At 67.1% G+C, this 24,532-nt stretch carries 18 protein-coding genes; 11 read left to right on the top strand and 7 right to left on the bottom strand.

Translation table 11 applies throughout. The features are described 5' to 3' along the window. Positions 1-17: 17 nt before the first annotated feature. Together carB and greA are read left to right on the top strand one after the other, a co-directional pair. Entirely contained in the window at positions 18-3,245 is a 3,228-nt protein-coding gene (gene carB, locus FA89_RS15905) for a carbamoyl-phosphate synthase large subunit (protein WP_036142063.1), read from the top strand. Beyond that, positions 3,242-3,724 carry a transcription elongation factor GreA gene (gene greA / locus FA89_RS15900; RefSeq protein ID WP_036142061.1) on the top strand — a complete coding sequence of 161 codons (483 nt, stop codon included), beginning with the start codon at positions 3,242-3,244 and terminating at the stop codon, positions 3,722-3,724. The genes carB and greA overlap by 4 nt, the downstream gene beginning before the upstream one ends. A 121-nt stretch (positions 3,725-3,845) precedes the next feature. Here greA and FA89_RS15895 read toward each other — a convergent pair whose 3' ends face one another. Further along, positions 3,846-6,287, bottom strand: a complete 2,442-nt coding sequence (locus FA89_RS15895; RefSeq protein ID WP_036142058.1) for a PepSY domain-containing protein — start codon at positions 6,285-6,287, stop codon at positions 3,846-3,848. A gap of 3 nt (positions 6,288-6,290) precedes the next feature. Continuing rightward, positions 6,291-8,396 carry a TonB-dependent receptor gene (locus tag FA89_RS15890; RefSeq protein WP_036142054.1) on the bottom strand — a complete coding sequence of 702 codons (2,106 nt, stop codon included), beginning with the start codon at positions 8,394-8,396 and terminating at the stop codon, positions 6,291-6,293. 181 nt (positions 8,397-8,577) lie between these two features. On the opposite strand from FA89_RS15890, the gene FA89_RS15885 reads away from it, so the two are divergent. The 3 genes from FA89_RS15885 to FA89_RS15875 all read left to right on the top strand — a co-directional run bounded on the left by FA89_RS15885 (position 8,578) and on the right by FA89_RS15875 (position 12,490). Continuing rightward, entirely contained in the window at positions 8,578-10,188 is a 1,611-nt protein-coding gene (locus tag FA89_RS15885) for an OFA family MFS transporter (RefSeq protein WP_036142051.1), read from the top strand. Positions 10,189-10,326: 138 nt separating this feature from the next. Then, positions 10,327-10,641, top strand: coding sequence for a hypothetical protein (locus tag FA89_RS15880; RefSeq protein ID WP_036142048.1), 315 nt, complete (start codon positions 10,327-10,329; stop codon positions 10,639-10,641). Positions 10,642-10,645: 4 nt separating this feature from the next. Then, positions 10,646-12,490 (top strand): GGDEF domain-containing protein, encoded by a 1,845-nt coding sequence (locus tag FA89_RS15875; RefSeq protein ID WP_051938868.1) that lies wholly within the window; start codon positions 10,646-10,648, stop codon positions 12,488-12,490. Positions 12,491-12,691: 201 nt separating this feature from the next. Here the strand turns inward: FA89_RS15875 and ykgO are convergent, their stop codons facing one another. The 4 genes from ykgO to FA89_RS15860 form a co-directional block, all read right to left on the bottom strand. Beyond that, positions 12,692-12,817 carry a type B 50S ribosomal protein L36 gene (gene ykgO / locus FA89_RS19885; RefSeq protein WP_029213509.1) on the bottom strand — a complete coding sequence of 42 codons (126 nt, stop codon included), beginning with the start codon at positions 12,815-12,817 and terminating at the stop codon, positions 12,692-12,694. A gap of 88 nt (positions 12,818-12,905) precedes the next feature. Beyond that, the gene (locus tag FA89_RS15870; RefSeq protein ID WP_036142046.1) at positions 12,906-13,820 is read right to left on the bottom strand and encodes a LysR family transcriptional regulator; all 915 of its coding nucleotides are present in this window, start codon (positions 13,818-13,820) and stop codon (positions 12,906-12,908) included. 371 nt (positions 13,821-14,191) lie between these two features. Continuing rightward, a complete protein-coding gene (locus tag FA89_RS15865; RefSeq protein WP_036142043.1) occupies positions 14,192-14,827 on the bottom strand; it encodes a 3-oxoacid CoA-transferase subunit B in 636 nt (211 codons plus the stop codon). Between the two features lie 10 nt (positions 14,828-14,837). After that, positions 14,838-15,557 (bottom strand): CoA transferase subunit A, encoded by a 720-nt coding sequence (locus FA89_RS15860; RefSeq protein WP_036142040.1) that lies wholly within the window; start codon positions 15,555-15,557, stop codon positions 14,838-14,840. Positions 15,558-15,745: 188 nt separating this feature from the next. Here FA89_RS15860 and gspD point away from each other — a divergent pair, with 188 nt between their 5' ends. Beyond that, the gene (gene gspD / locus FA89_RS15855; RefSeq protein ID WP_081916679.1) at positions 15,746-18,100 is read left to right on the top strand and encodes a type II secretion system secretin GspD; all 2,355 of its coding nucleotides are present in this window, start codon (positions 15,746-15,748) and stop codon (positions 18,098-18,100) included. A gap of 27 nt (positions 18,101-18,127) precedes the next feature. Here the strand turns inward: gspD and FA89_RS15850 are convergent, their stop codons facing one another. Continuing rightward, complete coding sequence (locus FA89_RS15850) at positions 18,128-18,556, bottom strand: hypothetical protein (protein WP_036142037.1); 429 nt, start codon at positions 18,554-18,556, stop codon at positions 18,128-18,130. A 188-nt stretch (positions 18,557-18,744) separates the two neighbouring features. On the opposite strand from FA89_RS15850, the gene FA89_RS15845 reads away from it, so the two are divergent. The 5 genes from FA89_RS15845 to FA89_RS15825 all read left to right on the top strand — a co-directional run bounded on the left by FA89_RS15845 (position 18,745) and on the right by FA89_RS15825 (position 24,523). Then, complete coding sequence (locus tag FA89_RS15845; RefSeq protein ID WP_185754416.1) at positions 18,745-19,455, top strand: secretin and TonB N-terminal domain-containing protein; 711 nt, start codon at positions 18,745-18,747, stop codon at positions 19,453-19,455. A 2-nt stretch (positions 19,456-19,457) separates the two neighbouring features. Beyond that, positions 19,458-19,994 (top strand): RNA polymerase sigma factor, encoded by a 537-nt coding sequence (locus FA89_RS15840; protein ID WP_240003917.1) that lies wholly within the window; start codon positions 19,458-19,460, stop codon positions 19,992-19,994. A 5-nt stretch (positions 19,995-19,999) separates the two neighbouring features. After that, positions 20,000-20,965, top strand: coding sequence for a FecR family protein (locus tag FA89_RS15835; protein ID WP_036142034.1), 966 nt, complete (start codon positions 20,000-20,002; stop codon positions 20,963-20,965). 140 nt (positions 20,966-21,105) lie between these two features. Then, a complete protein-coding gene (locus FA89_RS15830; RefSeq protein ID WP_036142031.1) occupies positions 21,106-22,710 on the top strand; it encodes a ShlB/FhaC/HecB family hemolysin secretion/activation protein in 1,605 nt (534 codons plus the stop codon). Between the two features lie 37 nt (positions 22,711-22,747). Next, positions 22,748-24,523 (top strand): DUF2341 domain-containing protein, encoded by a 1,776-nt coding sequence (locus FA89_RS15825; protein WP_036142028.1) that lies wholly within the window; start codon positions 22,748-22,750, stop codon positions 24,521-24,523. The last annotated feature ends 9 nt before the right edge of the window (positions 24,524-24,532 follow it).

Raw genomic sequence — 24,532 nt, 5'->3', positions numbered from 1 at the left:
CGTTTGCGAGAGATACCATGCCCAAGCGCACAGACATCAAGACCATCCTCGTCATCGGCGCCGGCCCGATCGTCATCGGCCAGGCCTGCGAGTTCGACTACTCCGGTGCCCAGGCCTGCAAGGCGCTGAAGGAAGAGGGCTACCGCGTCGTCCTGGTCAACTCCAACCCCGCCACGATCATGACCGACCCCGATACGGCCCATGCGGTCTACATCGAGCCGATCAACTGGCAGACGGTGGAGCGCATCATCGCCAAGGAGCGTCCCGACGCCATCCTGCCGACGATGGGTGGCCAGACCGGCCTCAACTGCGCGCTCGACCTCGCCGACCACGGCGTGCTCGAGAAATACAACGTCGAGCTGATCGGCGCGTCGCGCGAAGCCATCCGCATGGCGGAAGACCGCAACCTGTTCCGCATCGCCATGGCCGAGATCGGCCTGGAATGCCCGAAGGCCGAAGTGGCCCGTTCGATGGAGCAGGCGCTGGAAATCCAGGCCACCGTCGGCTTCCCGACCATCATCCGGCCCAGCTTCACGCTCGGCGGCTCGGGTGGCGGCATCGCGTACAACAAGGAAGAGTTCGTCGAGATCATCGGTCGCGGTCTCGAACTCTCGCCCGTGCACGAGGTGCTGGTCGAGGAATCGGTGCTGGGCTGGAAGGAATTCGAGATGGAAGTGGTCCGCGACAAGGCGGACAACTGCATCATCGTGTGCTCGATCGAGAACTTCGACCCGATGGGCGTGCACACCGGCGATTCGATCACCGTCGCGCCGGCGCAGACCCTCACGGACAAGGAATACCAGCGCCTGCGCAACGCCTCCATCGCGGTGCTGCGCAAGATCGGCGTGGACACCGGCGGCTCCAACGTGCAGTTCGGCATCAACGCCGAGGACGGCCGCGTGGTCGTCATCGAGATGAATCCGCGCGTGTCGCGTTCCTCGGCGTTGGCCTCCAAGGCCACCGGCTTCCCGATCGCCAAGGTGGCCGCCAAGCTGGCTGTCGGCTACACGCTGGACGAACTCAAGAACGACATCACCGGCGGTCTCACGCCGGCCTCGTTCGAGCCGTCCATCGACTACGTGGTCACCAAGATCCCGCGCTTCGCCTTCGAGAAGTTCCCGGCCGCGGATGCGCGCCTGACCACCCAGATGAAGTCGGTGGGCGAGGTGATGGCGATGGGTCGCACCTTTACCGAATCGATGCAAAAGGCCTTGCGTGGCCTGGAGATCGGCAAGACCGGCCTCAACCCGACCGGCCTGGACATCGGCAGCGAGGAAGGCTTCCTGACGCTCAAGCGCGAGCTGCGCGAGCCGCGCCCGGACCGCGTGTTCCACGTCGCCGATGCCTTCCGCGCCGGCCTGTCGCTGGAAGAAGTGCACGCGCTGACCCGCATCGACCCGTGGTTCCTTGCCGCGTTCGAAGACATCGTGATGACCGAGGGCGAGGTACAGCGCCAGGGCCTGACCGCGCTGGACGAGCCGCGCATGCGCGAGCTCAAGCGCATGGGCTTCTCCGATGCGCGCCTGGCCGAACTGGTCGACACCAACGAAGCCGCCGTGCGCCACGTGCGCCGCACGCTGGGCGTGCGCCCGGTGTACAAGCGCGTGGACTCCTGCGCCGCCGAGTTCGCCACCACCACCGCGTACATGTACTCCACGTACGAGGAAGAGTGCGAGGCCAACCCGACCGACCGCGAGAAGATCATCGTGCTCGGCGGCGGTCCCAACCGCATCGGCCAGGGCATCGAGTTCGATTACTGCTGCGTGCACGCGGCGCTGGCGCTGCGCGAGGACGGGTTCGAGACCATCATGGTCAACTGCAACCCGGAAACCGTCTCCACCGACTACGACACCTCCGACCGCCTGTACTTCGAGCCGCTGACGCTGGAAGACGTGCTGGAGATCGTCGACCTCGAGAAGCCGAAGGGCGTGATCGTGCAGTACGGCGGGCAGACCCCGCTGAAGCTGGCGCGTGCGCTCGAAGCCGCCGGCGTGCCGGTGATCGGTACCAATGCCGAATCGATCGACATCGCCGAGGATCGCGAGCGTTTCCAGAAGCTGATCGAGAAGCTCAAGCTCAAGCAGCCGCCGAACCGCACCGCGCGCAACGCCGACGAGGCGCTGGCCCTGGCCCGCGAGATCGGCTACCCGTTGGTCGTGCGCCCGAGCTACGTGCTCGGTGGCCGCGCCATGGAAATCGTCTACGCCGACGCCGACCTCTCGCGCTACATCCGTGAGGCCGTGCAGGTGTCGAACGAGTCGCCGGTGCTGCTCGACCGCTTCCTCGACCACGCCGTGGAAGTGGACGTGGACATCGTGGCCGACGCCGAGGGCAACGTGCTGATCGGCGGCATCATGGAGCACATCGAGGAAGCGGGCGTGCACTCGGGCGATTCCTCGTGCTCGCTGCCGCCGTATTCGCTGTCGCAGGAAGTGCAGGACGAGATGCGCCGGCAGGTCACCGAACTGGCGCGCGAGCTCAAGGTCATCGGCCTGATGAACACGCAGTTCGCGATCCAGGGCGACGAGGTGTTCATCCTCGAGGTGAACCCGCGTGCCTCGCGTACGGTGCCCTTCGTCTGCAAGGCTACCGGTATGTCGCTGGCGAAGATCGCTGCGCGGGCCATGGCCGGCCGCTCGCTGGCCGACCAGGGCGCCACGAAGGAGATCATCCCCTCGTACTACTCGGTCAAGGAAGCGATCTTCCCGTTCCTGAAGTTCCAGAACGTCGACCCGATCCTCGGGCCGGAAATGCGCTCCACTGGTGAAGTGATGGGCGTGGGCCGCACGTTCGGCGCCGCCTTCGCGCGTGGTCACGAGGCTGCGGGCATCCACGCGCCACCCAAGGGCAAGGTGTTCATGTCGGTGCGCGATGCCGACAAGGATCGCCTGCTGCCGATCGCGCAGGATGTCACGGCCCGCGGCTACGTCGTGGTCGCCACCACCGGCACGGCTGCGTTCCTGGAAAGCCACGGTGTGAAGTGCGAGCGCATCAACAAAGTGCTCGAAGGTCGCCCGCACATCGTCGACCTCATCAAGAACGGCGAAGTGGTCTACATCGTCAACACGACGGAAGGCAAGCAGGCTATTTCGGATTCGTTCTCCATCCGTCGCGAGGCGCTGCAGCAGCGCGTCACGTACTCCACCACCGTGGCCGGCGCGCGTGCCCTCGTGCATTCGCTGGATTTCCACGCCAATGGTGAAGTGAACAGCCTGCAGGACCTGCACAAGGAGCTGAACGCATGAGCGCCACCCGTCCTCCCATGACCGCCATCGGTGCCGACCGTCTTCGTGACGAGCTGGATTACCTCAAGCGCGTGAAGCGCCCCGAGATCGTCGCGGCCGTGGCGGAAGCCCGTGCGCATGGCGACCTGAAGGAAAACGCCGAATACCACGCGGCGCGCGAGATGCACGGTTTCAACGAAGGCCGCATCAACGAGCTGGAAGCGGCGCTGTCGAACTCGGAAGTGATCGACACCGAGCGCCTGACCGTCGGCAAGCGCATCGTGTTCGGCGCCATCGTCGAGTTGATCGACCTGGACAACGACGCGGAAGTGACCTACCAGATCGTTGGCGATATCGAGGCCGACATCAAGAAGGGTCTCATCGCGGTGTCCTCGCCGATCGCTCGCGCCCTTATCGGCAAGAACGAGGGCGACGAGTTCGATTTCGTCGCACCCAACGGCACCAAGACCTACGAGATCAAGGGCGTCCGCTACCGGTAGGAGCCCACGATGTGGGCGATGGGGTGTGTGGGCGCACGTCCATCGCGCCTATCGCATTGCCTGTATCGCGCACATCGTGCGCTCCTACCGGGGTGTGGGGCGGGCTTGATCGCGCAGCGGCTCAATAGACATCCCGCCGATACCGCCCCCCGGCCACCAGGTCATCCACGGCATCCTCACCCAGGATGCCGCGCAGCGCCGCATCGACGCCGGATGCCATGCCGACGACGGAGCCGCACACGTAGAGGGTTGCGCCGCGCGCCATCCATACGATGAGTTCGTCGCTGGCGGCCAGAAGCTTGTGCTGGACATACACGCGTTCGGCTTGGTCGCGCGAGAACGCGAGGTCGATCCGGGCCAGGTACCCCTCCGCTTTCCATGCGTCCAGCTCGTCCGCGAATAGGTGGTCGTGCCGGCGCGTACGTTCGCCGTAGATCAGCCAGTGACCGTGCGAGCCTTCTGCCTTCGCTTCGCGCAGCAGGCTGCGCAGGCCGGCGATGCCCGTGCCGTTGCCTATCAGGATCATCGGCGCCGTGGGTGCGTGGCGGTGGAAGTTGTCGTTGTTGCGCACGCGGGCCTTGATGGGCAGGCCGGGTGGGGCGTGTACGCACAGCCACCCGGAGCCGAGGCCGTAGCCGCCTTCCGGCGCGGTGGTCAGGCGGACGACAAGCTCGACGGCGCCATCGGCGGCGATCGACGCGATGGAATAGTCGCGGATCGGTGGCGGCTCATGGGCGGGGGGATGTGCCGGGTCATCGAGCAGCATGGGTTGCGCGTGAGCCACGGGTAGCGACGGTGCCTGGAGCGGTGCAGGCCCGTGCCCGGGATGAACCTCGAGGATATCGCCGGCCCGCCAGTGTGCGCCGGCGGGCGGCAGGAGGCTCACCTTCCACACCTCGCCGGCGGCCGATCCGGGATTGAGCCGTGTCCGACCGCCGAGTACCCAGTCCTGCATGGCGGGCGTTTCCACCCGTGGCGCGCCGATGGGGTTGCCGGTGACGCTGGCGAGATGGTGTTGCCAGGTAGCCAGGGCCTGCGGATCGGCACGGTCCACGTCCACCGTGGGAAAAAGCGCGGTCGCGCCGATGCCCTCGAGCCAGCTTTCCACGCGACGCGCAAAGCCGCAGAACTGCGCGTACTGCCGATCGCCGAGCGCGAGCACCGCATAGGCCAGGTCGGGTAGGTGGTTGGCGCGGGTGAGCGTCTTACGCTCGAAGGCACGCGCCGCGTCCGGTGCCTCGCCCTCGCCGAAAGTGCTGAGGACGAACAAGGCCTGGCGCGCCTCCGCGAGCATGCCGCTGTCCACGCGCGCCACCGGGTGCACCTGCACCGGCAGGCCCGCGGCCTGCAGTTGCCCGGCGGTGCGCCAGGCCAGCTGTTCGGCGAAGCCGCTCTGGCTGGCGAAGGCGATCAACCATGGACGTCCATCGTGCAGGTCGGGATGGGCGACAGGTTCGAGTTGCAGGCGCGACGCACGCGCCTCCCGTTTCTTCCGCCGGCGGTCGAGGTAAAGCATCCAGCCGGTCACGAAGAACAGCGACATGCCGCCCGCCGAGATCATGACGATCACGCGGCCGGGCAGCCCGAAGAAGCTGCCCGAGTGCAGCGCGAAGAGGCTGGCCAGCACCTTGCGGCCAGCGGGCATGTCCGCGTACGTCTCGTGCGAGAGCACGGCGCCCGTGGCCGGGTCCAGTTCGAGGCTGTCGTAGGCGCGGTCGTGTTGGCCGTCGCCCACCTGTACGCGTGCACTCGCCGACTGGCCCGGCTTCCCCGGCAAGCGCAGGTCGAGGTAGCCGCCGTCGAGCCCGGGTACGGTCTGCGCCAGGCCGGCCTGCAGGCGTGCGAGATCGAGGGTGCCGAAGCGCTGCTTCGGTGCGCCTGCCACTCGCTCGGCGGTGCCGCCCAGCAGGGCGGTCACGGCGGTGCGGTACCAGCTGTACGACCACCAGAGGCCGGTCAGGGCGATCACGAGATAGACCACCATCACCCAGGTGCCGACGACCGAATGCAGGCTCCACAGGAAGCTGCGTCCGTCGCGACGCCAAGCTATGGCGAACCAGGTGTGCAGGCTGCGCCAGCGCCGTGGCCAGCGCAGGTAAAGTCCCGAGAGACAGAAGAACACCAGCGTGATCGCGCATGCGCCGGTGACCGCGCGGCCGGTGTCGCCCGCGGCCAGTCGCCGGTGCAGGTTCTCCACGAACTCGAAGAACGGCTCGCCCTTCAGTTCCGCCAGCCGCTGTCCGGTGTACGGATCGAAGTAGCGCCAGTGCGTCCGGCCGCCTTCGTAACGGGCGACGGAGGGGCGTATGCCCGTGGCGTCCATGCGCACGCGTTGCAACGCTCGTGTCTCGCCTTCACCGACGCGCGCCACGATCTCGGTGAGGGGCAGCGCGTGCTCGCCGGCTTCGTGCCGATGGACGACGTGCTCGAGCGACGGATTCATGCTCCGCAGGATCTCGTCCTGGAAGGCCAGCGTCGCACCGGTGATGCCCATGATCGCGAGCACGCTGCCGGCGGTGATGCCCAGGAACCAGTGGAGCTGGAAGAGCACGTTTTTCAGCATCGGTCAGAAATCCAGGCTGTAACCGACGGTGAGGGTGCGGCCCCGTCCCGCGAAGTAGCGGGCCGGTTCGACCAGGGCACTCTGGGAGTAATAAGTGATGTATTGGCGGTCGAACAGGTTCGCCACGCCGAGGTTCAGGCGGCCGCGGGGCAGGACATAGTCCACGCCCAGGTCGAACAGCGCGTAGCCGCTGAAATCCTTGGCGGCTTCGTCGAAGTGCCGGTCGAACGCGTACTGGCCCTGGACGAAGGTCGACAGCTGGGGCGTCCACTGTGCCGACCAGGTGGCGATGACCCGGTTGGGTGCGATGTTGAGGCCATCCAGGCGTGCGTCCAGGCGTCCGTCGCCATCGCTGTCGTACCGGCCACGCGTCCAGGCATACGACACGCCCAGACGATGCGTGTCGTCGACGCGATAGCGCAGCGCGGCATCGAGGCCCTCGATAGCGGTCTTCTCGCGCGCCATCTGGAAGGCGCCGTCCACGGCGATCACGCGTGTGCCGTAGGCCGAACGTGACTGGAACACGCTGACATCGGCTTCCCAGTCGGGCGTGCGCAGGCGCGCACCGAGCTCGGTGTTGCGGGTGAGCACCGGTTGCAGCGCGCGCAGGTCGGCCACCGAGGTGCCGACGGTGTTGATCGAGCGCAGCACGCGGCCCACATCGGGCATGCCGAAGCCTTCGGCGTAGCTGGTGTACACGTTGAACGTGTCGCTCGGTGCGTAGACCAGGCCCGCGTTGAACAGGTTCTGCTTGAACGACAGCGAGCCGCCCTGCACGTTCACGCGGTTGTAGCGGTAGAGGGTCCGGTAGCTGTCGATGCGCAGCCGCGAGTCCTCATGGCGCCACCCGCCCTGCAGGGTCAGTGCCGGAAGCAGCTTGACGTCGGCCTGGGCGAATCCCGCCAGGCTGCGGAACGAGGACTCCGGCACATAGGTGCGGCCGGTGCCGTACAGGTCCTGCTTGCCGCTGTCCCACAGCGTGTCGATGCCGGCGGTCAGCTTCAGGTGGTCGTCGAACAGGTCGCCCCGACCCAGGCTGGTCTTCGATCCCCATTTCGACGCCACGGAGCGCGACTGGTCGTAAAGCGTGCCGACCGGCGCGATGCGTGGGTCCTGAAACGTGGATGAGTTGTCGGCGCCGAACAGGCCTTCGAATCGCTGGTTGAAGACCATGGCCTTCAGTTCCATGCCGGCCAGGTCGTGATGGGTGTAGCTGAGTCCGGTCGTCCAGACGTCGTTCCACGGTGGCGTGCCCGGCGGTGTGCCGCGCGCGGACGTCGTGGGAACGCCGGCGTCGCGATCGCCCGGCACCGTGACGTACTCGGCCTTGGACGTGATGCGGTAGCGGTTGGTGCTGAATTGCAGTTCCTGGTTGTCGTCGATCCAGTAACCGAGCTTCGCGTGCAGGTCGTACGCGCGCGTGGCCATGAGGTCGCCCTGCGTCACGTCGGTACCGATGGCTTTGCCGTTGCCGTCGCGCCACAAGCCCTGGTCTTCGTACCCGGCACCCAGCAGGTAATCCCAGCGGCCGCGGTTGCCGCTGATGCGGTAATCCGCGCGGTAACCGGCCGTTTCGCTGTTGGCGCTGCTTGTCGGGATGGTCGTCTGCACGCCCAGGTGCTGGTTCACGGCGCCGGGTTCCGGACGACGTGTGATCAGGTTGATCGTGCCGCCCGTGGCACCCAGGCCGTTCATGGCGTTCGCACCCTGGATCACCTCGATGCGCTCCACCATCGCGTAATCGATGGTGTGCGCTTCGCGACCGGTGGGGCGCAGCGGGTTGGACTGCGGAATGCCGTCGACGAGGATCAACGGCGTGCGCCCTCGCAGGGTCTCGCCACTGCCGTTCATCTTGCCGCGGCTCGGGGTGTACGAAGGAATCAGGTTCGACAGCACATCGGAGGTGTTGCTGCTGAGCCGTAGCTGTTGCTCGATGGTTTCGCGGCCGATCACCACGACCGTCTGCGGTGCCGTATGCGCGTCCTGGTCGGTGCGCGAGGCGGTGACCACCACCTTGTCGAGCGTCTGCGGCGGGCGGGAATCGTCGGCCCAGGCGAGCGACGGGAAAAGAAGCGGGGCGGCAGCGAGCAGCCGGGAAGGAAGGGGCACCAGAGGTCCTCACGAGAGGGGAGGGCGTGGCGATCTGGCTGGCCCGGATGAATCGCAGATTATTGCGACCGCACATCGATACGTCAACGCGCGCCGTCATACCAACGTAGGGTGGCATTGCCCGTCGATCTGCCTAAGATGCGATCCGGGGCACGACCCTTTCTCAGGCAGGGGACATCACATGGCGGCAGGCTTGCTGGCACGGGAACGCACGATCGCGGGTCCGGGATTCAATCGCTGGCTGGTGCCCCCCGCGGCACTGGCCATTCACCTGTGCATCGGCATGGCCTACGGGTTTTCCGTGTTCTGGCTGCCGATGACGAAGCTGGTACCCGGCGCCGATGCCGCCCTGTGCGCGAGCCAGGGTTTCCTCGACCAGCTGACCACGACCACCTGCAATTGGACGGTGCCCTCGGTCAACCACATCTTCGAGACCTTCATCGCCATGCTCGGCCTGGCGGCGGCGATCTGGGGCGGCTGGCTGGAACATGCCGGACCGCGCAAGGCGGGCTTCATCGCCGCATGCTGCTGGGGCGGTGGCCTGGTGCTGGGCGGCATCGGCGTCGCCATCCACCAGCTGTGGCTGGTCTACCTCGGCTGTGGCCTGCTCGGCGGTATCGGGCAGGGGCTCGGCTACATCACGCCGGTATCGACGTTGATCAAGTGGTTTCCGGACCGCCGCGGACTGGCCACCGGCTTCGCCATCATGGGCTACGGCGGCGGCGCGATGATCGGCGCGCCGATCGCGGTGAAGCTGATGGATGTGTTGAAGGTCGGCGACGTGGCCGGCGTGGCGAACACGCTTATCGCCATGGGGGTGCTGTATTTCGTGGTGATGAGCCTGGGAGCCTTCGGTTTCCGTGTCGCGCCCAGTGGCTGGAAACCCGCCGGTTATGCACCGGTGGTGGCTAAGGCACCGATGATCAGCCACGGGCATGTCCATCTCGACCGCGCTTGGAAGACGCCACAGTTCTGGCTGATCTGGGGTGTGCTGTGCATGAACGTCACCGCCGGCATCGGCGTCATCTCCATGGCCAGCCCCATGCTGCAGGACGTGTTCGGCGGACGTCTGCTCGGTGTCGATCCGGGTACGGCGCTCAGTGCGGCGCAGAAGGCCTCGCTGGCCGCCGCCGCGGCGGGGCTGGTCGGCCTCATCAGCCTGTTCAATTCGCTGGGTCGCCTGGGGTGGGCATCGGCCTCCGATGTGCTTGGCCGCAAGACCACCTACTGCGTGTTCTTCATCCTCGGCATCGTTCTTTACTGCCTGCTGCCGATGCTCGGGCACAGGGGGCTGGCCGCGCTGTTCGTGCTGACCGTGTGCGTGATCCTGTCGATGTACGGCGGCGGGTTCGCCACGGTGCCCGCGTACCTGGCGGACATCTTCGGCACGCAGATGGTCGGCGCCATCCATGGGCGACTGCTGACGGCATGGTCGGTGGCGGGCGTCGCCGGTCCGGTGCTGATCGCCGGCATCCGCGAAGCCCAGCTGGGCGCGGGCGTCGCGAAGAACCTGGTGTACGACCGCACCCTTTACCTGCTGGCGGGCCTGCTGCTGGTGGGGCTGGTTTGCAACCTGCTGGTACGCCCGGTCGATCCCCGCCTGCACATGAGCGAGGCCGAGCTGCAACGCGAGCGGGCCTTGCAGCACGAGCTCCGGACCACCGACGCGAGCGCGACGGCCGCCGCGCGTGGCGCCTTTGGTATCACCGGCGTGCTCGCCTGGCTGGCGGTCGGCATCCCGTTCCTGATCGGCGTGTGGATCGCCTTGCAGAAAGCCGCTGCCTTGCTCTGAGGCAGGGCCGGGTGGCGATCACCCGGCCAGTTGGCCTACTTCAACCTGAAAGCCCTTACGGATATGATCCGCCCACGGCGCCTCGAGGGGAGGCGCGACATCGGCCAGGGGTACGGCCTCTGCGCCCAAGGGACGAAGATGGGCACTGTAGTGGACTGGCTGGCGCGCGTCGGGGGCGACGCGTCGCTGAGGTATGCGTCGGCGGAGTCGCTGGCGAAGGCCATGGGGGACATCGATGTCGAGAACGCCGTTCGCGAGCCCCTGGCGGCACGTGACGCGGACGCCCTGCGCGCGGCCATGGGCGGGCAGGGCATCTGGTTTTCCAGCCAGATGCCGGTGCACCCCGATCACGAGAACGACCAGCCGCTCGATGACGAGGACGACGAGGATGGCGACGAGGGCGAAGGCAAGCCTCGCCGTTCCCCGCTGATCCGTCCCGACCCGTTGTCCTGATCTGATGGGCGCATTCGGCCAGCGCTGGATCGCGGCCCTGTTCGTGCTCGGCATGACGATGGCCGGGGTGTGTACAGCGGCTTCCGCGGCGGGTGCCGGCATTGATGCCAACGCCGCCGTGTCCGGTTCGGGCGAGGCCCTGTCGCCGGGCGCCATCGACGATACGCTGCGCGAAGCCGACGCGCTGAAGATCACCGACTTCGCCCGCTATTCGCGGCTGGTCGATGCCATGACGCCGATGGAGCCGCGGCTGGATAACGACCAGCGCGGGATGCTGCATTTCCTGCGCGGTTGGCGCGCGACCTGGCTGGGCGATTACGAAGCCGGCCGCGGCGAGCTGGAAAAAGTCATCGATCCGTCGGTGAATTCGGTGCTGCGCGTGCGGGCCCTCGCCACCCTGATCAATCTTCTCGGCGTCGGGCACCGCTACCAGGAAGCCTTTCAACGGCTGGCCGAACTGCAGGAGCTGCTGCCTTCCGTGCGCGATCGCAAGGCGCGTTTCCAGGCACTGGGCGAGGCGTCTCAGCTGCTCAGCACGGCGGGCCAGTTCGACCAGGCCGAGGCGTATGCCCGCGAGATGATGGCGCAGCCGCCACCGGGCGAGACGATCTGCAAGGGCGCCCAGCACCTGTTGCGGGCGCGGCGCGAAGCCAATCGGCTGTCGTCGATCGAGCCGGTGTTCGAGCAGGCCATCGGCACCTGCACCGCCCGGCACGAGGACGTCTTCGCCGAGAGCATGCGCGCGGATATCGCGGCGTTCTATCTCGACCATGGCCGCGCCGCCGATGCCGTGGCGCTGCTGGTCGCGCATCGCGACAACTTGCGGGCGCTGGATTACCCGCAGTTGCTGAGCGAGTTCGATGCGTACCTGGCCCGCGCCTATCTTGCCCTGGGCGATCTGGCCAATGCGCGACGTTTCGGTCTGCTGGCGGTTGCCGGCGCCATCCGCGACGAGTTCACCGATCCGCGGCGCACGGGTTACCTGGTGCTGTACCAGGTCGAGGAACGACTGGGGCACGCGCCGCAGGCGCTGGCGTACCACGAGCAGTACATGGCGGCGGACAAGGCGTATCTGGACGACATCGGCGCACGCAGCCTGGCCTTCCAGATCGTCGACCAGCAGTTGCTGGCACGCAAGGCGGACGTCGACGCACTGAACAAGCAGAACGAGATCCTTCGCCTGAGCGGCGCACTGGACCGCCAGCAGGTCGAGACCGGCCGCCTGTACATCTTCATCCTCGGGCTGGCCCTGGTGGCCATCGTCTGGCTGGTGCTGTGGCTGCGGCGTTCGCAGCTGCGCTTCATGAAGCTGGCGCGTCGCGACGGGCTCACCGGCATCTGCAACCGCGAGCACTTCGTCGAGCAGGCCGAGCGCGTGCTGGCTTATGGGGCGCGATCCGATCGTGGGCTGTGCCTGATCCTGTTCGATCTGGACCACTTCAAGAACGTCAACGACACCTTCGGCCACGCGGTGGGCGACGAGGTGCTCAAGCGCGCGGTGAACGTGTGCCGTCGATCGTTGCACGCGTGCGACGTGTTCGGTCGGCTGGGCGGCGAGGAGTTCGCCGTGCTGCTGCCGGACTGCAGTCCCGCGCAGGCCCGCGCCCGCGCCGAGCAGTTGCGCCTGTCCATCGCCGCCACCTCGGCCACGCCCTCGCATCCGGAACTGCAGGTCACCGCCAGCTTCGGTGTGGGCTCCACGCTGCAGTGCGGCTACGAACTGCACCGCCTTCTGGTGGTGGCCGACGCCGCGCTCTATCGTGCCAAGCGCGCCGGCCGCAACGGCGTCTTCATGGGTGACACCGGTGACATTCCGGATTCGCCGTACCTTACCGAGTCTGGGGCGTAGGTCGGAATCTGGGGCGTAGGTCGGAATAGGGGGCGTAGGTCGGAATAGGGGGCGTAAATCGCCCACATCGTGGGCTCCTACAGGGGTACCGCGATTCAGGCAGGTGCGTAGGAGCGCACGCACGTGCGCGAATCCAGAATGCCCACCCAAACAAAAAAAAGACCGCTTTCGCGGTCTTTTTTCTGAACCCGTCGCAGCCGATTAGCGCTGACGAGCCTTGAAACGGGGGTTGCTCTTGCAGATCACGAACACTTTGCCGCGACGGCGTACGACTTTGCAGTCACGGTGACGCGACTTCGCGGACTTCAAAGAGGAAAGCACCTTCACGGCCAGCTCCTGAAACTTTAAGGACAAGGAAAAACGGAATTGTAGCCATCCGCCTCCCGTTACGCAAGCGCTGGGAAAGATTCGCTTTTCAGGCGAGGCCGAGCTTGACGCGTGCCTGGCGGACCGTACGCAGGAAACTGTCCAGCACGGGCGAGGTATTGTCCACGCGCGAGGCCACCGCAAGCAACAGGTAGGCTTCTGGATCGTCCACGCGCACGAAGGCGACACCATCCAGGTGCACCGCCCGCAGCGACGCGGGCACCAGCGCGAGGCCCAGGCCCGCGGCCACCAACGGCAGCAGGGACGGGATCTGCTGGGCCTCCTGGCGGATATTGGGACGGAAGCGTGCCTTGTCGGCCAGCAGGCTGAGCCGGTCGATCAGGGTTGCGGCGTGCGCCCTCGGCGGGGCCACCCACCGCTCCATCGCCAGTTCTTCCATGCGTACCGCGTCCCGCCGGGCGAGACGATGATCGACGGGCAGGGCAATGACCAAGGGCTCGTGGTCGATCGTCTCGACGTTCAGCTGGCGCGCGTTCGCCACGCCTTCGGGATGGGCGCGAAGCAGGCCGACGTCGATCTGTCCGCTGAGCAGCGCATCGTATTGCGCGCCGGTCAGCATCTCGCCCAGGTGCAGGCTGACGTTGGGCGCTTCGTGGGAGAAGCGCAGCAGGGTCTCGGGCAGGGCGGGGTGGAAGGACACGGAAACGGCGTAGGCGAGTTTCAGCTGGCCCGTGAACCCCGCGGCCGCCTCGCTGACCACGGTACGCGCGCTTTCGGCACGGGCCAGGATCGCCTTGGCCTCGATGAGGAACAGGCGCCCCGGCTCGGTCAGCGCCACGCGACGACGGTTCCGGTCGAGCAGTCGGACGCCCAGGTCCGACTCCAGGGACTGGATCTGCTGCGACAGCGGCGGCTGCGAAATATGCAGTCGTTGCGCGGCCTGGGTGAAGCTCAGGGTTTCCGCCACTTCGACGAAGTAGCGCAATTGCCGAAGATCAAACATAGTCGCATTTCGTATAAGTGATCGCTGAAAGATATATTGGCGAGAATTTCCTAGGAAATCTATGCTTCGCCTCGACCTGCCACCAACCCTCCCCCTGGGTCGGCAGGTCCCTCGCCCCGCAGCGACGCTAACTACCGGTATCTGGCCTACCTCCCCCCCCGAGGCCCATACCGAGGCGTTTGCTCCGGGGCGACTTTATTTCCGGTGTCCGGTCATTGTGCGCACGGTGGAATCGCGCACGGCAGAATCGCGCACCGCAGAATCGCGCACATCGTGCGCTCCTACGGGATCGCGATGATGTGACAACCTGGTGTGTAGGAGTGCACGCACGTGCGCGATCCCCCTCACCGCCCATCACGCCTCACGGCCCGTCAGCCGGCCCGTGCAAAATCGCAGGCGGTGCTGGCGCGCAGGTGTGCTTCGTCCACGTCCGGGGCCATCTCGATCAGCACCAGGCCCTGGGGCGTGACGTCGAACACGGCCAGGTCGGTGATGATGCGGTCGACCACGCCCTTGCCGGTGAGGGGCAGGCTGCATTCGGTCAGGATCTTCGGGGTGCCGTCCTTCGCGGTGTGCTCCATGACCACCACCACGCGCTTGACGCCGGCCACCAGGTCCATCGCGCCGCCCATGCCCTTGACCATCTTGCCGGGCACCATCCAGTTGGCGATGTCTCCGCTGGCGGTGACCTGCATGGCGCCGAGGATGGAAATGTCCACGTGGCCGCCGCGGATCATGGCGAAGGAGTCGGCGCTGGAGAAGAACGACGCGCCCTGGCGGGCGGTAACGGTCTGCTTGCCGGCGTTGATGAGGTCGGCGTCCACTTCGTCCTCGGTGGGGAAGGGGCCGATGCCGAGCAGGCCGTTTTCGGACTGCAGCCACACGTCCACGCCGTCGGGCAGGTGGTTGGCCACGAGCGTGGGCAAGCCGATGCCTAGGTTGACGTAGTCGCCGTCGGAGAGCTCCAGGGCGGCGCGTTGCGCCATCTGTTCACGGGTCCAGGCCATGGTGTTCTCCTCAGGCGCGCACGGTGCGCTGTTCGATGCGCTTGGACGGCGCGGGATTGTGCACGATGCGATCGACGTAGATGCCGGGCGTGTGGATCTGGTCCGGGTCCAGCTCGCCCACCTCGACCATGATCTCGACCTCGGCGACGCACACCTTGCCCGCCGTGGCGGCCATCGGGTTGAAGTTGCGCGCGGTCTTGCGATAGACAAGGTTGCCCGAGGGGTCGGCCTTCCACGCCTTGACCAGGGCCACGTCGGCCACGATGGAGCGTTCCATCACGTACATGTGGCCGTCGAACTCGCGGGTTTCCTTGCCCTCGGCCACCTGCGTGCCGTAACCGGTGCGGGTGAAGAAGGCGGGGATGCCCGCGCCACCGGCGCGCAGCTTCTCGGCCAGCGTGCCCTGCGGCGTGAAATCGACTTCCAGCTCGCCGGCGAGGTACTGGCGCTCGAATTCCTTGTTCTCGCCCACGTAGGACGAGACCATCTTGCGGATCTGGCGGGTTTCCAGCAGAAGGCCCAGGCCGACGCCGTCGATGCCCGCGTTGTTGGATACGGCGGTGAGGCCCTTGACGCCGGAATCGCGCAGCGCCTGGATCAGCAGCTCGGGGATGCCACAGAGGCCGAAGCCCCCCACGGCGATGATCTGTCCATCGGCCACGAGGCCGGCCAGCGCCTCGTCGGCGGTGGCGACGCGTTTGTCGCGGGAAGGCGACTTCACCTGGTTCATGCGTGTCCAGTCCATCCGGTCGGACCCGCCGCCGGTTCGCCGGCCATCATAGCCGAGGGGCGCCCGGGGGTGCCGCAACGGCGCGTAAGGCTGGCGCTTTGTGTGAGGCTCCCTTTAGAGTTAGCGAAATAGGCGAACACCAGGGGTCGGTGTATCGTGCCGCGTCCAACGAGGGAGTACGTTGTTCCATGCTCAAAAGTCCCCTGATCGGCGCCACGGCGCTCGCGGTCGCACTTGCCGGATGCCAGTCGCTGCCGCAACCGCGTGATGATGGATCGTTGCAGCGCGAAGCCATGGCCGGTACGGAACTGCCTGCCCCGCGGCCGCGCATCGCGCCGTCGAACAATCCTTCCTCGCCGGCCAGCACCCAGCCGCAGATCACCACCGGCACGGGCCAGTTCGTCCGCCCGGTGGGCCTGGCCAAACCCCGGCCGGTCGCCGCGGGCACGGGTACGGTCACTTTCAATTTCGAGAACCAGCCGGTGGAGGCGGTGGTCAAGGCCATCCTGGGCGACCTGCTGCACGAGAACTACTCGATCACCCCGGGCGTGCAGGGCAACGTGTCCTTCTCCACCTCGCAGCCGGTGACGGCCGAGCAGGCGCTGCCGATCCTGGAAACGCTGCTGTCCTGGACCAACAACGCGCTGGTGCACAGCAACGGCCGTTACGTGGTGGTGCCCGCGAAGGACGCCGTGGCCGGCAACCTCGTGCCCAGCCTGGGCGCCAACGCGCCGGCCGGCGGCCTGCAGGCGCGGCTGTTCCCGCTGCACTACATCTCGGCTACCGAGATGCAGAAGCTGATCAAGCCGTTCGCGCGGCCGGACGCCACGTTGCTGGCCGATCCGACGCGCAATGTCATCGTCATGGCCGGCACGCCTTCCGAGTTGGACAACTACCAGCGCACCGTGGCCACGTTCGACGTGGACTGGCTGCGCGGCATGTCGGTGGGCGTGTTCAGCCTGCAACGCGCGGAGGTCAAGGACCTCACGCCCATGCTCGACAAGCTGTTCGGCGACAAGGGCAACACGCCCATGGCCGGCCTGCTGCGCTTCATCCCGATCGAGCGGACCAACTCGCTGGTGGTGATCAGCCCGCAGCCGGCGTACCTCGAGGAAGTCCGCAGCTGGATCGACCGCATCGACCACGGCGGCGGCAACGAGCCGCAGCTGTATGTCTACGACGTGCGCAACGTGCAGGCCTCCGATCTGGCCGATTACCTTTCCGACATCTACGGCGGCGGCTCCGGTGGGGGCGGTTCGAGCGACCGCGGCGGCAAGGTGGGCCCCGGCCTGACCTCCGGCTCGCTGGGCGGGGGAGATAACGACCTGGGCAACCGCGGCGGCTCGGGCCTGGGCAGCAACACCGGCTCGTTCGGCAACAGCTCGGGTTCGTCGTCGGGCTCGTCGGGCCTGATCAACACCACCGGCGGACTGGGCGGCGGCTCGTATGGATCGAATGGCGGCTCCAGCTTCGGCGGCGGCAGTTCGATGGGTTCGGGCGGCGGCAGCGGCCTCGGCGACGACGACAACACGTCGTCGCGCCGCCAGCGCAACGGGCCGATCACCACGGATGACGGCGTGCGGATCACCTCGGTGGATTCGAACAACCAGCTGATGGTCCGTTGCCGTCCGGCCCAGTGGGCCGAGATCGAGCAGGCGATCAAGCGCCTGGACGCCGTGCCGCTGCAGGTGCAGATCGAGACGCGCATCCTCGAGGTGGCGCTGACCGGCGAGTTCCAGTTCGGCGTGCAGTGGTACCTGGAAGGCCTGGTCGGGTCGACCAACGGCCAGCCCACGCAGCCGGGCAACAAGCAGCAGTGGGCGCTGGGCAACGGTGGCGCCAGCTACGGCGGCGAGAGTTTCTTCTACTCCTTCGTCAACAACAATATCTCCGTGGCACTTCGTGCGATGGAAACCAGCGGCAACACCAAGACGCTGTCCGCGCCGTCGCTGGTGGTGCTGAACAACCAGAAGGCGCATATCCAGGTCGGCGACCAGATTCCCATCACGCAGACCTATATCAACACCAACGCCAACTCCGATAACACCATCGGCCAGCTGGAGTACAAGGACACCGGCGTGATCCTCAACGTGCGTCCGCGCGTGAATCCCGGTGGCCTGGTGTACCTCAACATCAACCAGGTGGTGAGCGCGCCCGGCCAGAAGGACACCGCCACGGGCAACTTCCCGATCCAGCAGCGCGAGGTGGCCACCCAGGTGGCCGTACAGAGCGGGCAGACGGTGTTGCTGGGTGGCCTGATCAAGCAGGACGAGGGCGTGACCGACACCGGCATTCCCGGCCTGAATCGCATTCCCGTCTTCGGCCGTCTGTTTGGCTCCACCACGCGCAGCCGCAACCGCACCGAGCTGATCGTGCTGATCACGCCGCGCGTCATCACCAATGGCGACGAAGCCAAGCAGGTGACGGACGAATACCAGCGCAAGTTCGAATCGCTGCGCCCGTATCGGGGTGATACGCCCACGTCGGGAACGACCCGGACCGGTAACGGCGAGCCGACGGTGACCGTGCCTCTGCATCCGTAGAGGCACCATGGATAGTCCCGCGCTGCGCTAGTGCGCGGGCACCAGCGGGGTAGGGTAGGCAAGCCGCGGCCGGTAGGGTTGCACCGAGGTTCCGAGGTTCGGTCCCATGCGGTGTCCCAGGGCGGCGGCGTTGTAGAGGCCTAGCTGGTTGGTGGCGCGATGGCCGACGTCGGTACCTTGCTGCACCGGTAGGGCGGGCGTGTTCGTGGGGGCGACGGCGCGGTTCAGGCACTCGAACGAAAGCGCCGCGATGCCCGCGCCGTTGGCCTCGGCGCAACCCGGAGCATCGGCTGACGCATTGACGCCGGGCAACGTGACGACCGCCCCGTGGTCGGCCACGGTCTGTGCGCTGCACCAGCCGCCGTCCAGCGCAGCGATGCACAACGCGATGGCAACAACACATCGCTTCGGGGCGTTCGCTTCGACGCCTTTCAGTCCGCCATGCCGAATATGCATCGTTCTCTTCCCCGCGATATCCGGTGATGGATAACACGCAAGTTCTCGCGGGTAAACGTCATTCCCTCGCTGTCATGGTCGTGTCATCGCGCCTGTCATCGAAACGGAGCCTGACTGTCATTTCGCGCGCCTAGCCTTCGGCCCGAAGACGAGCTTCCGTCCCGTCCGCCAGAGCGCGAGGAATGACCTTGGCACGCAGCGTTTTCGCGCTCGTCGCGTGCATGGTCCTGCTCGCGTCGTCCGGTGCGGTCGCGCAGGTGGGCAGGCCGTCCGAATCACCCCAGGGGACGGCAGAAACGCATGCGTCAGCGCGCTTCGACATCGACGAACAGTCCCTCGCCAGTGCCCTGCGCGCCTTCGGCGAACAGAGCGGCATTGCCGTGCTGTTCGACGACGCGCTGGTCGCGGGCCGCCTCAGTCGGGGTGTGCACGGGACGGCGAGCCCGCACGATGCGTTACGTATCCTCCTGCTGGGCACCGGCCTGGGTGCACGTTTCTCATCGACGAATGCCTTCACCGTGACCGCCGACGCGACAGCCCCGACGCCTGGGGTGCCCGATGCGCCCGCGATGGCACGGGACGGCTCGCCCTCGCTCGGCCAGGGCGATGCCTTCCTGATCCAGGCGAGCATCGCCCAGGCCTTGTGCGCAAGGCACGACACCCGCCCGGGTGGCTTCCGCCTCGCCTTGCAGCTGTGGATCGACGGCTCCGGGACCGTGGAACGGGCATCCGCGCTCGCGCCTTCCGACGATCCCGCGCGAGATCGCCGGGTACTGGCCGCGGTGCGCTCGGTGCGTCTACCGCCCCGGTTGTCCGGCATGAGCCCGGTGACCGTGCTGCTCGTGCCTTCCCCCGCGTCGAACGAACCCTGCCGCGGCGTCCGCGCGGGGGAGGATTGACCGTGGATACGTCGATGCTCGGCCTGTTCCTCGACAATTACGAGGACTTCCGCCGTCGCCTGCGTCGCCGACTGCGCTCGGACGACCTGGTCGACGACGTGCTGCAGGAGACCTACCTGCGCGTGCGCCGGCTCGACCCGAACGAGGAACGTGCCCGGCATCCCACCGGCTACCTGTTCCGCATGGCCCTCAACATGGCGGCCGATCATCATCGTGCGTCGGGGCGCCTGCTCACGGGTGACGAGGTGGACGACCTGATCAACGGCGTCCACGATGGCCTGGACCCCTCCGCGGTGCTGTCGTCGCGGCAGGAGGTGCTGGCGCTGTCCGAGGCCCTGGACACGTTGACCCGTCGCCAGCGCGACATCCTCATCGCGGCCCGTGTCGACGAACAACCCCAGGCGGACATCGCCGCGCGGCATGGCATATCCGTGCGCATGGTAGGCAAGGAACTGAAGAAGGCGCTTGAGACCTGCGCCACAAAAGTGGGACGAAAATCGTTCCAGCGGTTCGGTCCCGGTGCGGGCGAATCGTCTTGACCGATATGGACACCCTTCTCCTGCAACGCAGCGACCGCGAGGCACACGCCTGGCTGCTCCACCTCACCTCGGGAACGGCGACCCGCGAGGACGGTGAGGCGTTCCGGCGCTGGTGCATGGCCGACGAACGGCATGCTGAGGCCTTCGCACGCACGCGGCGCCTGTGGGAGCACCTGGGGCCGGCGATCGCCGAACACCGCGCGGGCGCGTCACGCGGGGATCGGGTCGCCCCGCGCCACGGCCTGCGCATGGACCGAAGGCGTTTCCTCACTGCGGCCGTCGCCGCGTCGGTGGCCGCCGTCCTCATCGGACGTCCGGGACTCGACCTGATCGCCGCCGCCGATGCCTCCACCTTGCACACCGCCGTGGGCGAGCAGCGCCGGGTCGACGTGGCGCCAGGCGTCCTGGTGGAAATGAACACGGCCAGCGATATCCACCTGCTTACCGAGGGCCGCCGGGTCACCGGCATGCGGCTGCGTGCGGGCGAGGCGGTGGTGCACATCGACCCGAGCCGCCGCGCGCCGTTCGTGGTGCAGGTGGCCGATGCCACGCTGGCCTCGGCACCGGGCAGCGCATTCGCCTTACGCTGCCACGAGGCGGCGACCAGCGTCACCTGCCTGGACGGGCAGACCGAACTGACCTGGGCATCGACGACGACGCGGGTCAAGCCGTCGCAGCAGGTGGACGTGGATGCGAACGGCCTGTCCGCCCCGGTCGCGGTGAACGCCGATACCGCGCTGGCGTGGCGCCGTCGTGTGCTCATCTACGACAACCAGCGGCTGGCCGACGTCGTGGCCGACATCAACCGCTACCGCCCCGGTCGCATCGTGATTACCGATCGTGCCCTCGCCGAGCGCCGCGTGCATGCGCGTTTCACCCTCGCCCAGATGGCCGACGTGACGACCCTGATCCAGGACGCGTATGGCGCCCACGCCACGCATCTTCCGGGGGGATGGGTGCTGCTCAGCTGAGCACGCCCGCCCGCGGCGATCGCCCGCACCATGAATCTTTCGTGACAGCGGTTCAGTGCCACCCGTGTTTCCGCGTCTAGGGGACAAACGGAACGACAGGGGACAGTCCGCGTGGCTACACGAGTAATACGGGTGAACGCATGAGTCGTGCCACGACGTCACGCCACGCGCTTGCGTTGGCGCTTGCGCTCGGCCTCGCCGTGAACGCGTCGGCCCAGGATGCGCCGACCGCGTTCGACGTCAACGAGTATGTGGTCGACGGCAACACGACCTTGCCTGCGCTGGATATCGAGACGGCGGTCTATCCGTTTCTCGGTCCCGGCAAATCGATGAACGACGTGAGCGCGGCCCGCGATGCCTTGCAGAAGGCCTACCAGGCGCACGGCTACCAGTCGGTCGTGGTGGACCTGCCGCCGCAGCAGGTCAAGGGCGGGATCATCCGCTTCCAGGTCACCGAGAACACGATAGGCCGCGTGCGCGTGGAAGGCGCGACGTATCGCTCGCCGAAGGACATCCGCGACGCGGTGCCGGCGCTGCATGAAGGGGACGTACCCGACTTTACCCGGGCCCAGCAGCAGCTCACGGACGTGAACCGGCGCAGTGGCGCGCAGGTGGTGCCCGTACTGACGCCCGGCAAGCTGCCGCAGACGATGGACGTGACGCTGAAGGTCACCGATGCCTCGCCGCTGCACGCCAGCCTCGAGGTCAACAACGACCACAGCGTCAACACGCCGGAACTGCGCACCGTTGCCAGCGTCCGCGACGACAACCTGTTCCAGGCAGGCCATGCGGCCTCGCTCACCTATATCGTCGCCCCGCAGCATCGCAATGCGGCGGAAGTCTGGGCCGGTTCCTACCTGATCCCGCTGGACAGCGACTGGAGCGTGCTGGCCTCCGGTTACAAGTCCAACAGCAACGCCAATGCCGTCGGTGGCACCACCGTGCTCGGCAAGGGCAACGCTTTCGGCTTCACGCTCCTGCGTAGCTTGCCGGCCCACGGGTCGTACAGCCAGTCGCTGTCGCTGGCGGTCAATCGCAAGCACTTCGACCAGAACATCACCCTGGGCGGTGCCACCTCGAAGGCGCCGATCACCTATATCCCGTTGACCGCCGGTTACCAGGGCCAGTCGGTGGACGAGAAGACGGTGCAGACGATCTCGCTGAGCGCCACGGCGGGCTTTCGCGCCGGCAGCAGCAGTTCGGCCGAGTTCGACTACCAGCGCTACCGCGCGCGGCAGAACTTTTTCTACGTGAAGGCCGACACCAGCCGTACGTACGTCCTCGACAACGGGTTCAGCCTGTTTGGCCGCCTCGGCGCGCAGGTGTCGACTTCGTCGCTGATTTCCAGCGAGCAATACGCCGCCGGTGGCGAGAGCACCGTGCGCGGTTACCTGGAAGCCGAACAAACCGCGGACCGCGGCGCCATCGGCGCCATCGAGTTCCGCTCACCGTCGATCGCCGCACACCTGGGCGCATGGGTGAACGACTGGCGCTTCCATGCCTTCCTCGACGGCGCGCACCTGGCCCTGATGAACGCCTTGCCGTCGCTGGTCGATCCGTCCCGCCCCGAGGCCGGCAGCAAGACGGTCAAGAGTTACGACCTCTCCAGCGTGGGCCTCGGCACGCGTTTCCAGATCTTCAACATCGCCACCGGTGCGTTCGAGGTGGCCTATCCGTTCAACGACGGGCAGGCCACGCGCGCCCACGACACCCGCATCCATTTTTCGCTCAAGGCGGACCTCTGACCTTCGGGTCGGGTCCACGCATCCAGGGGACATCACCGTGAAACGACTTCTCATCCTGACCGGCCTGCTGTTCCTGGCGCTGGTGCCGGCCGCGCATGCCGACACCTCCTGGTGGAACCAGGATTTCGCCTTCCGCAAGGCCATCACCATCGACAGCACGCCCAAGGGCGGCAACCTCACCACCGCCGTCGGCCGCGTGCCGCTGCTGGTCCGGCTGCATTCCGGCAACTTCACCTTCGACGGTGTCTCCGAAAGCGGTGCCGACGTGCGTTTCGTCGCCGCGGACGACAAGACCCCGCTGAACTACCAGGTCGAAAGCTTCGATCCGGTGCTCGGCGTGGCCCTGGTCTGGGTGGACGTGCCGCAGCTGGCGGCCGACGCCCAGCAGCCGATCTGGATGTACTACGGCAACCCGAAGGCGCAGGGCGGCGAGAAGGCCGGTGCCGTGTTCGACGCCGATTACGCGGCCGTGTATCACTTCGAGGAACCCGCCGGCACGCCGCCGCGCGATGCCACCGCATACGCCAACAACGCCACCGGTAACGACATCCCCACCGTCGACGGCGTGATCGGCAAGGCCGCGCGCTTCGACGGCAGCAAGGTCGTGACGTTGCCGGGCAGCGTGTCGATGAACGTCGCCGACGGCGGCACCTTCACCGTCAGCGCCTGGGTCAAGGTCGATGCCGTGGCCGCGGGTCGTTCGCTGCTCTACGCCCGCCGCCAGGGCGCGCAGACGTTCTTCGTGGGCCTCGATAAGGGCGTGCCCTTCGTGCAGGTGGGCGACGCGGTGAGCCCCGCCGGCGAGCCGCTCAAGGCCGGTGCCTGGACCCATGTCGCGGTGACCGCCGCGGGCAACGACATCGCCCTGTATGTCGATGGCAAGCCGTACGCGAAGCTGGATGCCCGGCTGCCCGCGATGAGCGGCCCGGCCACGCTCGGCGGCGACGTCGCCGGCCAGGCCGATACACTGGTGCCGTTCGTCGGCATGATGGACGAGGTGCGTATCTCGCGCATCGCCCGTCCGGCCGCGCTGATCGCCGTGGACGCGCAGACCCAGGGCGCGGAGTCGAAGCTGCTGGCCTATGGCCCGGACGAGAAGCAGGCGGGCGTCGGCTTCGGCTACTTCGGCATCATCGTCAAGTCGGTGACGGCGGATGCCTGGTCCATCATCGGCATCCTGATGATCATGGCCGTCCTGTCCTGGGTGGTGATGTGGCAGCGCGCCACCTACGTGAACCGGGTCAGCCGCGCCAACGAGGATTTCCTCGACGCGTTCCGCCAGCAGGGTCGCAACATCCTCGCGCTGTCGCGCGATCCGGCCGCGGACCGGCTGGAAGCATCGTCGCTGTATCGCCTGTACAAGGTGGGCGCCGGCGAAGTATGGGGACGCCGTGATGCGGACGGCCGCGACCACATCGCGCCGGAATCCATCGAGGCCATCCGCGCCACGATGGATTCGGTGCTGGTGCGCGAGAACCAGCGCCTGGCCAAGTCGATGGTGCTGCTGACCATCGCCATTTCCGGCGGCCCCTTCCTCGGGCTGCTCGGCACGGTGGTCGGCGTGATGATCACCTTCGCCGCCATCGCCGCGGCAGGCGACGTCAACGTCAACGCCATCGCCCCCGGCATCGCGGCGGCCCTGCTGGCCACGGTGGCCGGCCTGTTCGTCGCCATCCCGGCGCTGTTCGGCTACAACTACCTGCTGATCCGCAACAAGAACGTCACCGCGAACATGCAGGTGTTCGTCGACGAGTTCGTGACGCGCCTGGCGGAACAGCAGCGCAGCACCCACCCGACCGCCGTCGCGGCCTGAGGAGCGGAC

The organism is Luteibacter sp. 9135, assembly GCF_000745005.1.
In the GTDB taxonomy this organism is placed as follows: Bacteria; Pseudomonadota; Gammaproteobacteria; order Xanthomonadales; family Rhodanobacteraceae; genus Luteibacter.
This window is presented reverse-complemented; position numbering and strand designations above follow the sequence as displayed.

Bases quoted from the DNA above. Each gene is read 5' to 3' on its own strand.
- carB (WP_036142063.1), top strand. From the start codon at position 18: ATGCCCAAGCGCACAGACATCAAGACCATCCTCGTCATCGGCGCCGGC.
- greA (WP_036142061.1), top strand. From the start codon at position 3,242: ATGAGCGCCACCCGTCCTCCCATGACCGCCATCGGTGCCGACCGTCTT.
- FA89_RS15895 (WP_036142058.1), bottom strand. From the start codon at position 6,287: ATGCTGAAAAACGTGCTCTTCCAGCTCCACTGGTTCCTGGGCATCACC.
- FA89_RS15885 (WP_036142051.1), top strand. From the start codon at position 8,578: ATGGCGGCAGGCTTGCTGGCACGGGAACGCACGATCGCGGGTCCGGGA.
- FA89_RS15880 (WP_036142048.1), top strand. From the start codon at position 10,327: ATGGGCACTGTAGTGGACTGGCTGGCGCGCGTCGGGGGCGACGCGTCG.
- FA89_RS15875 (WP_051938868.1), top strand. From the start codon at position 10,646: ATGGGCGCATTCGGCCAGCGCTGGATCGCGGCCCTGTTCGTGCTCGGC.
- FA89_RS15870 (WP_036142046.1), bottom strand. From the start codon at position 13,820: ATGTTTGATCTTCGGCAATTGCGCTACTTCGTCGAAGTGGCGGAAACC.
- FA89_RS15865 (WP_036142043.1), bottom strand. From the start codon at position 14,827: ATGGCCTGGACCCGTGAACAGATGGCGCAACGCGCCGCCCTGGAGCTC.
- FA89_RS15860 (WP_036142040.1), bottom strand. From the start codon at position 15,557: ATGAACCAGGTGAAGTCGCCTTCCCGCGACAAACGCGTCGCCACCGCC.
- gspD (WP_081916679.1), top strand. From the start codon at position 15,746: ATGCTCAAAAGTCCCCTGATCGGCGCCACGGCGCTCGCGGTCGCACTT.
- FA89_RS15850 (WP_036142037.1), bottom strand. From the start codon at position 18,556: ATGCATATTCGGCATGGCGGACTGAAAGGCGTCGAAGCGAACGCCCCG.
- FA89_RS15835 (WP_036142034.1), top strand. From the start codon at position 20,000: ATGGACACCCTTCTCCTGCAACGCAGCGACCGCGAGGCACACGCCTGG.
- FA89_RS15830 (WP_036142031.1), top strand. From the start codon at position 21,106: ATGAGTCGTGCCACGACGTCACGCCACGCGCTTGCGTTGGCGCTTGCG.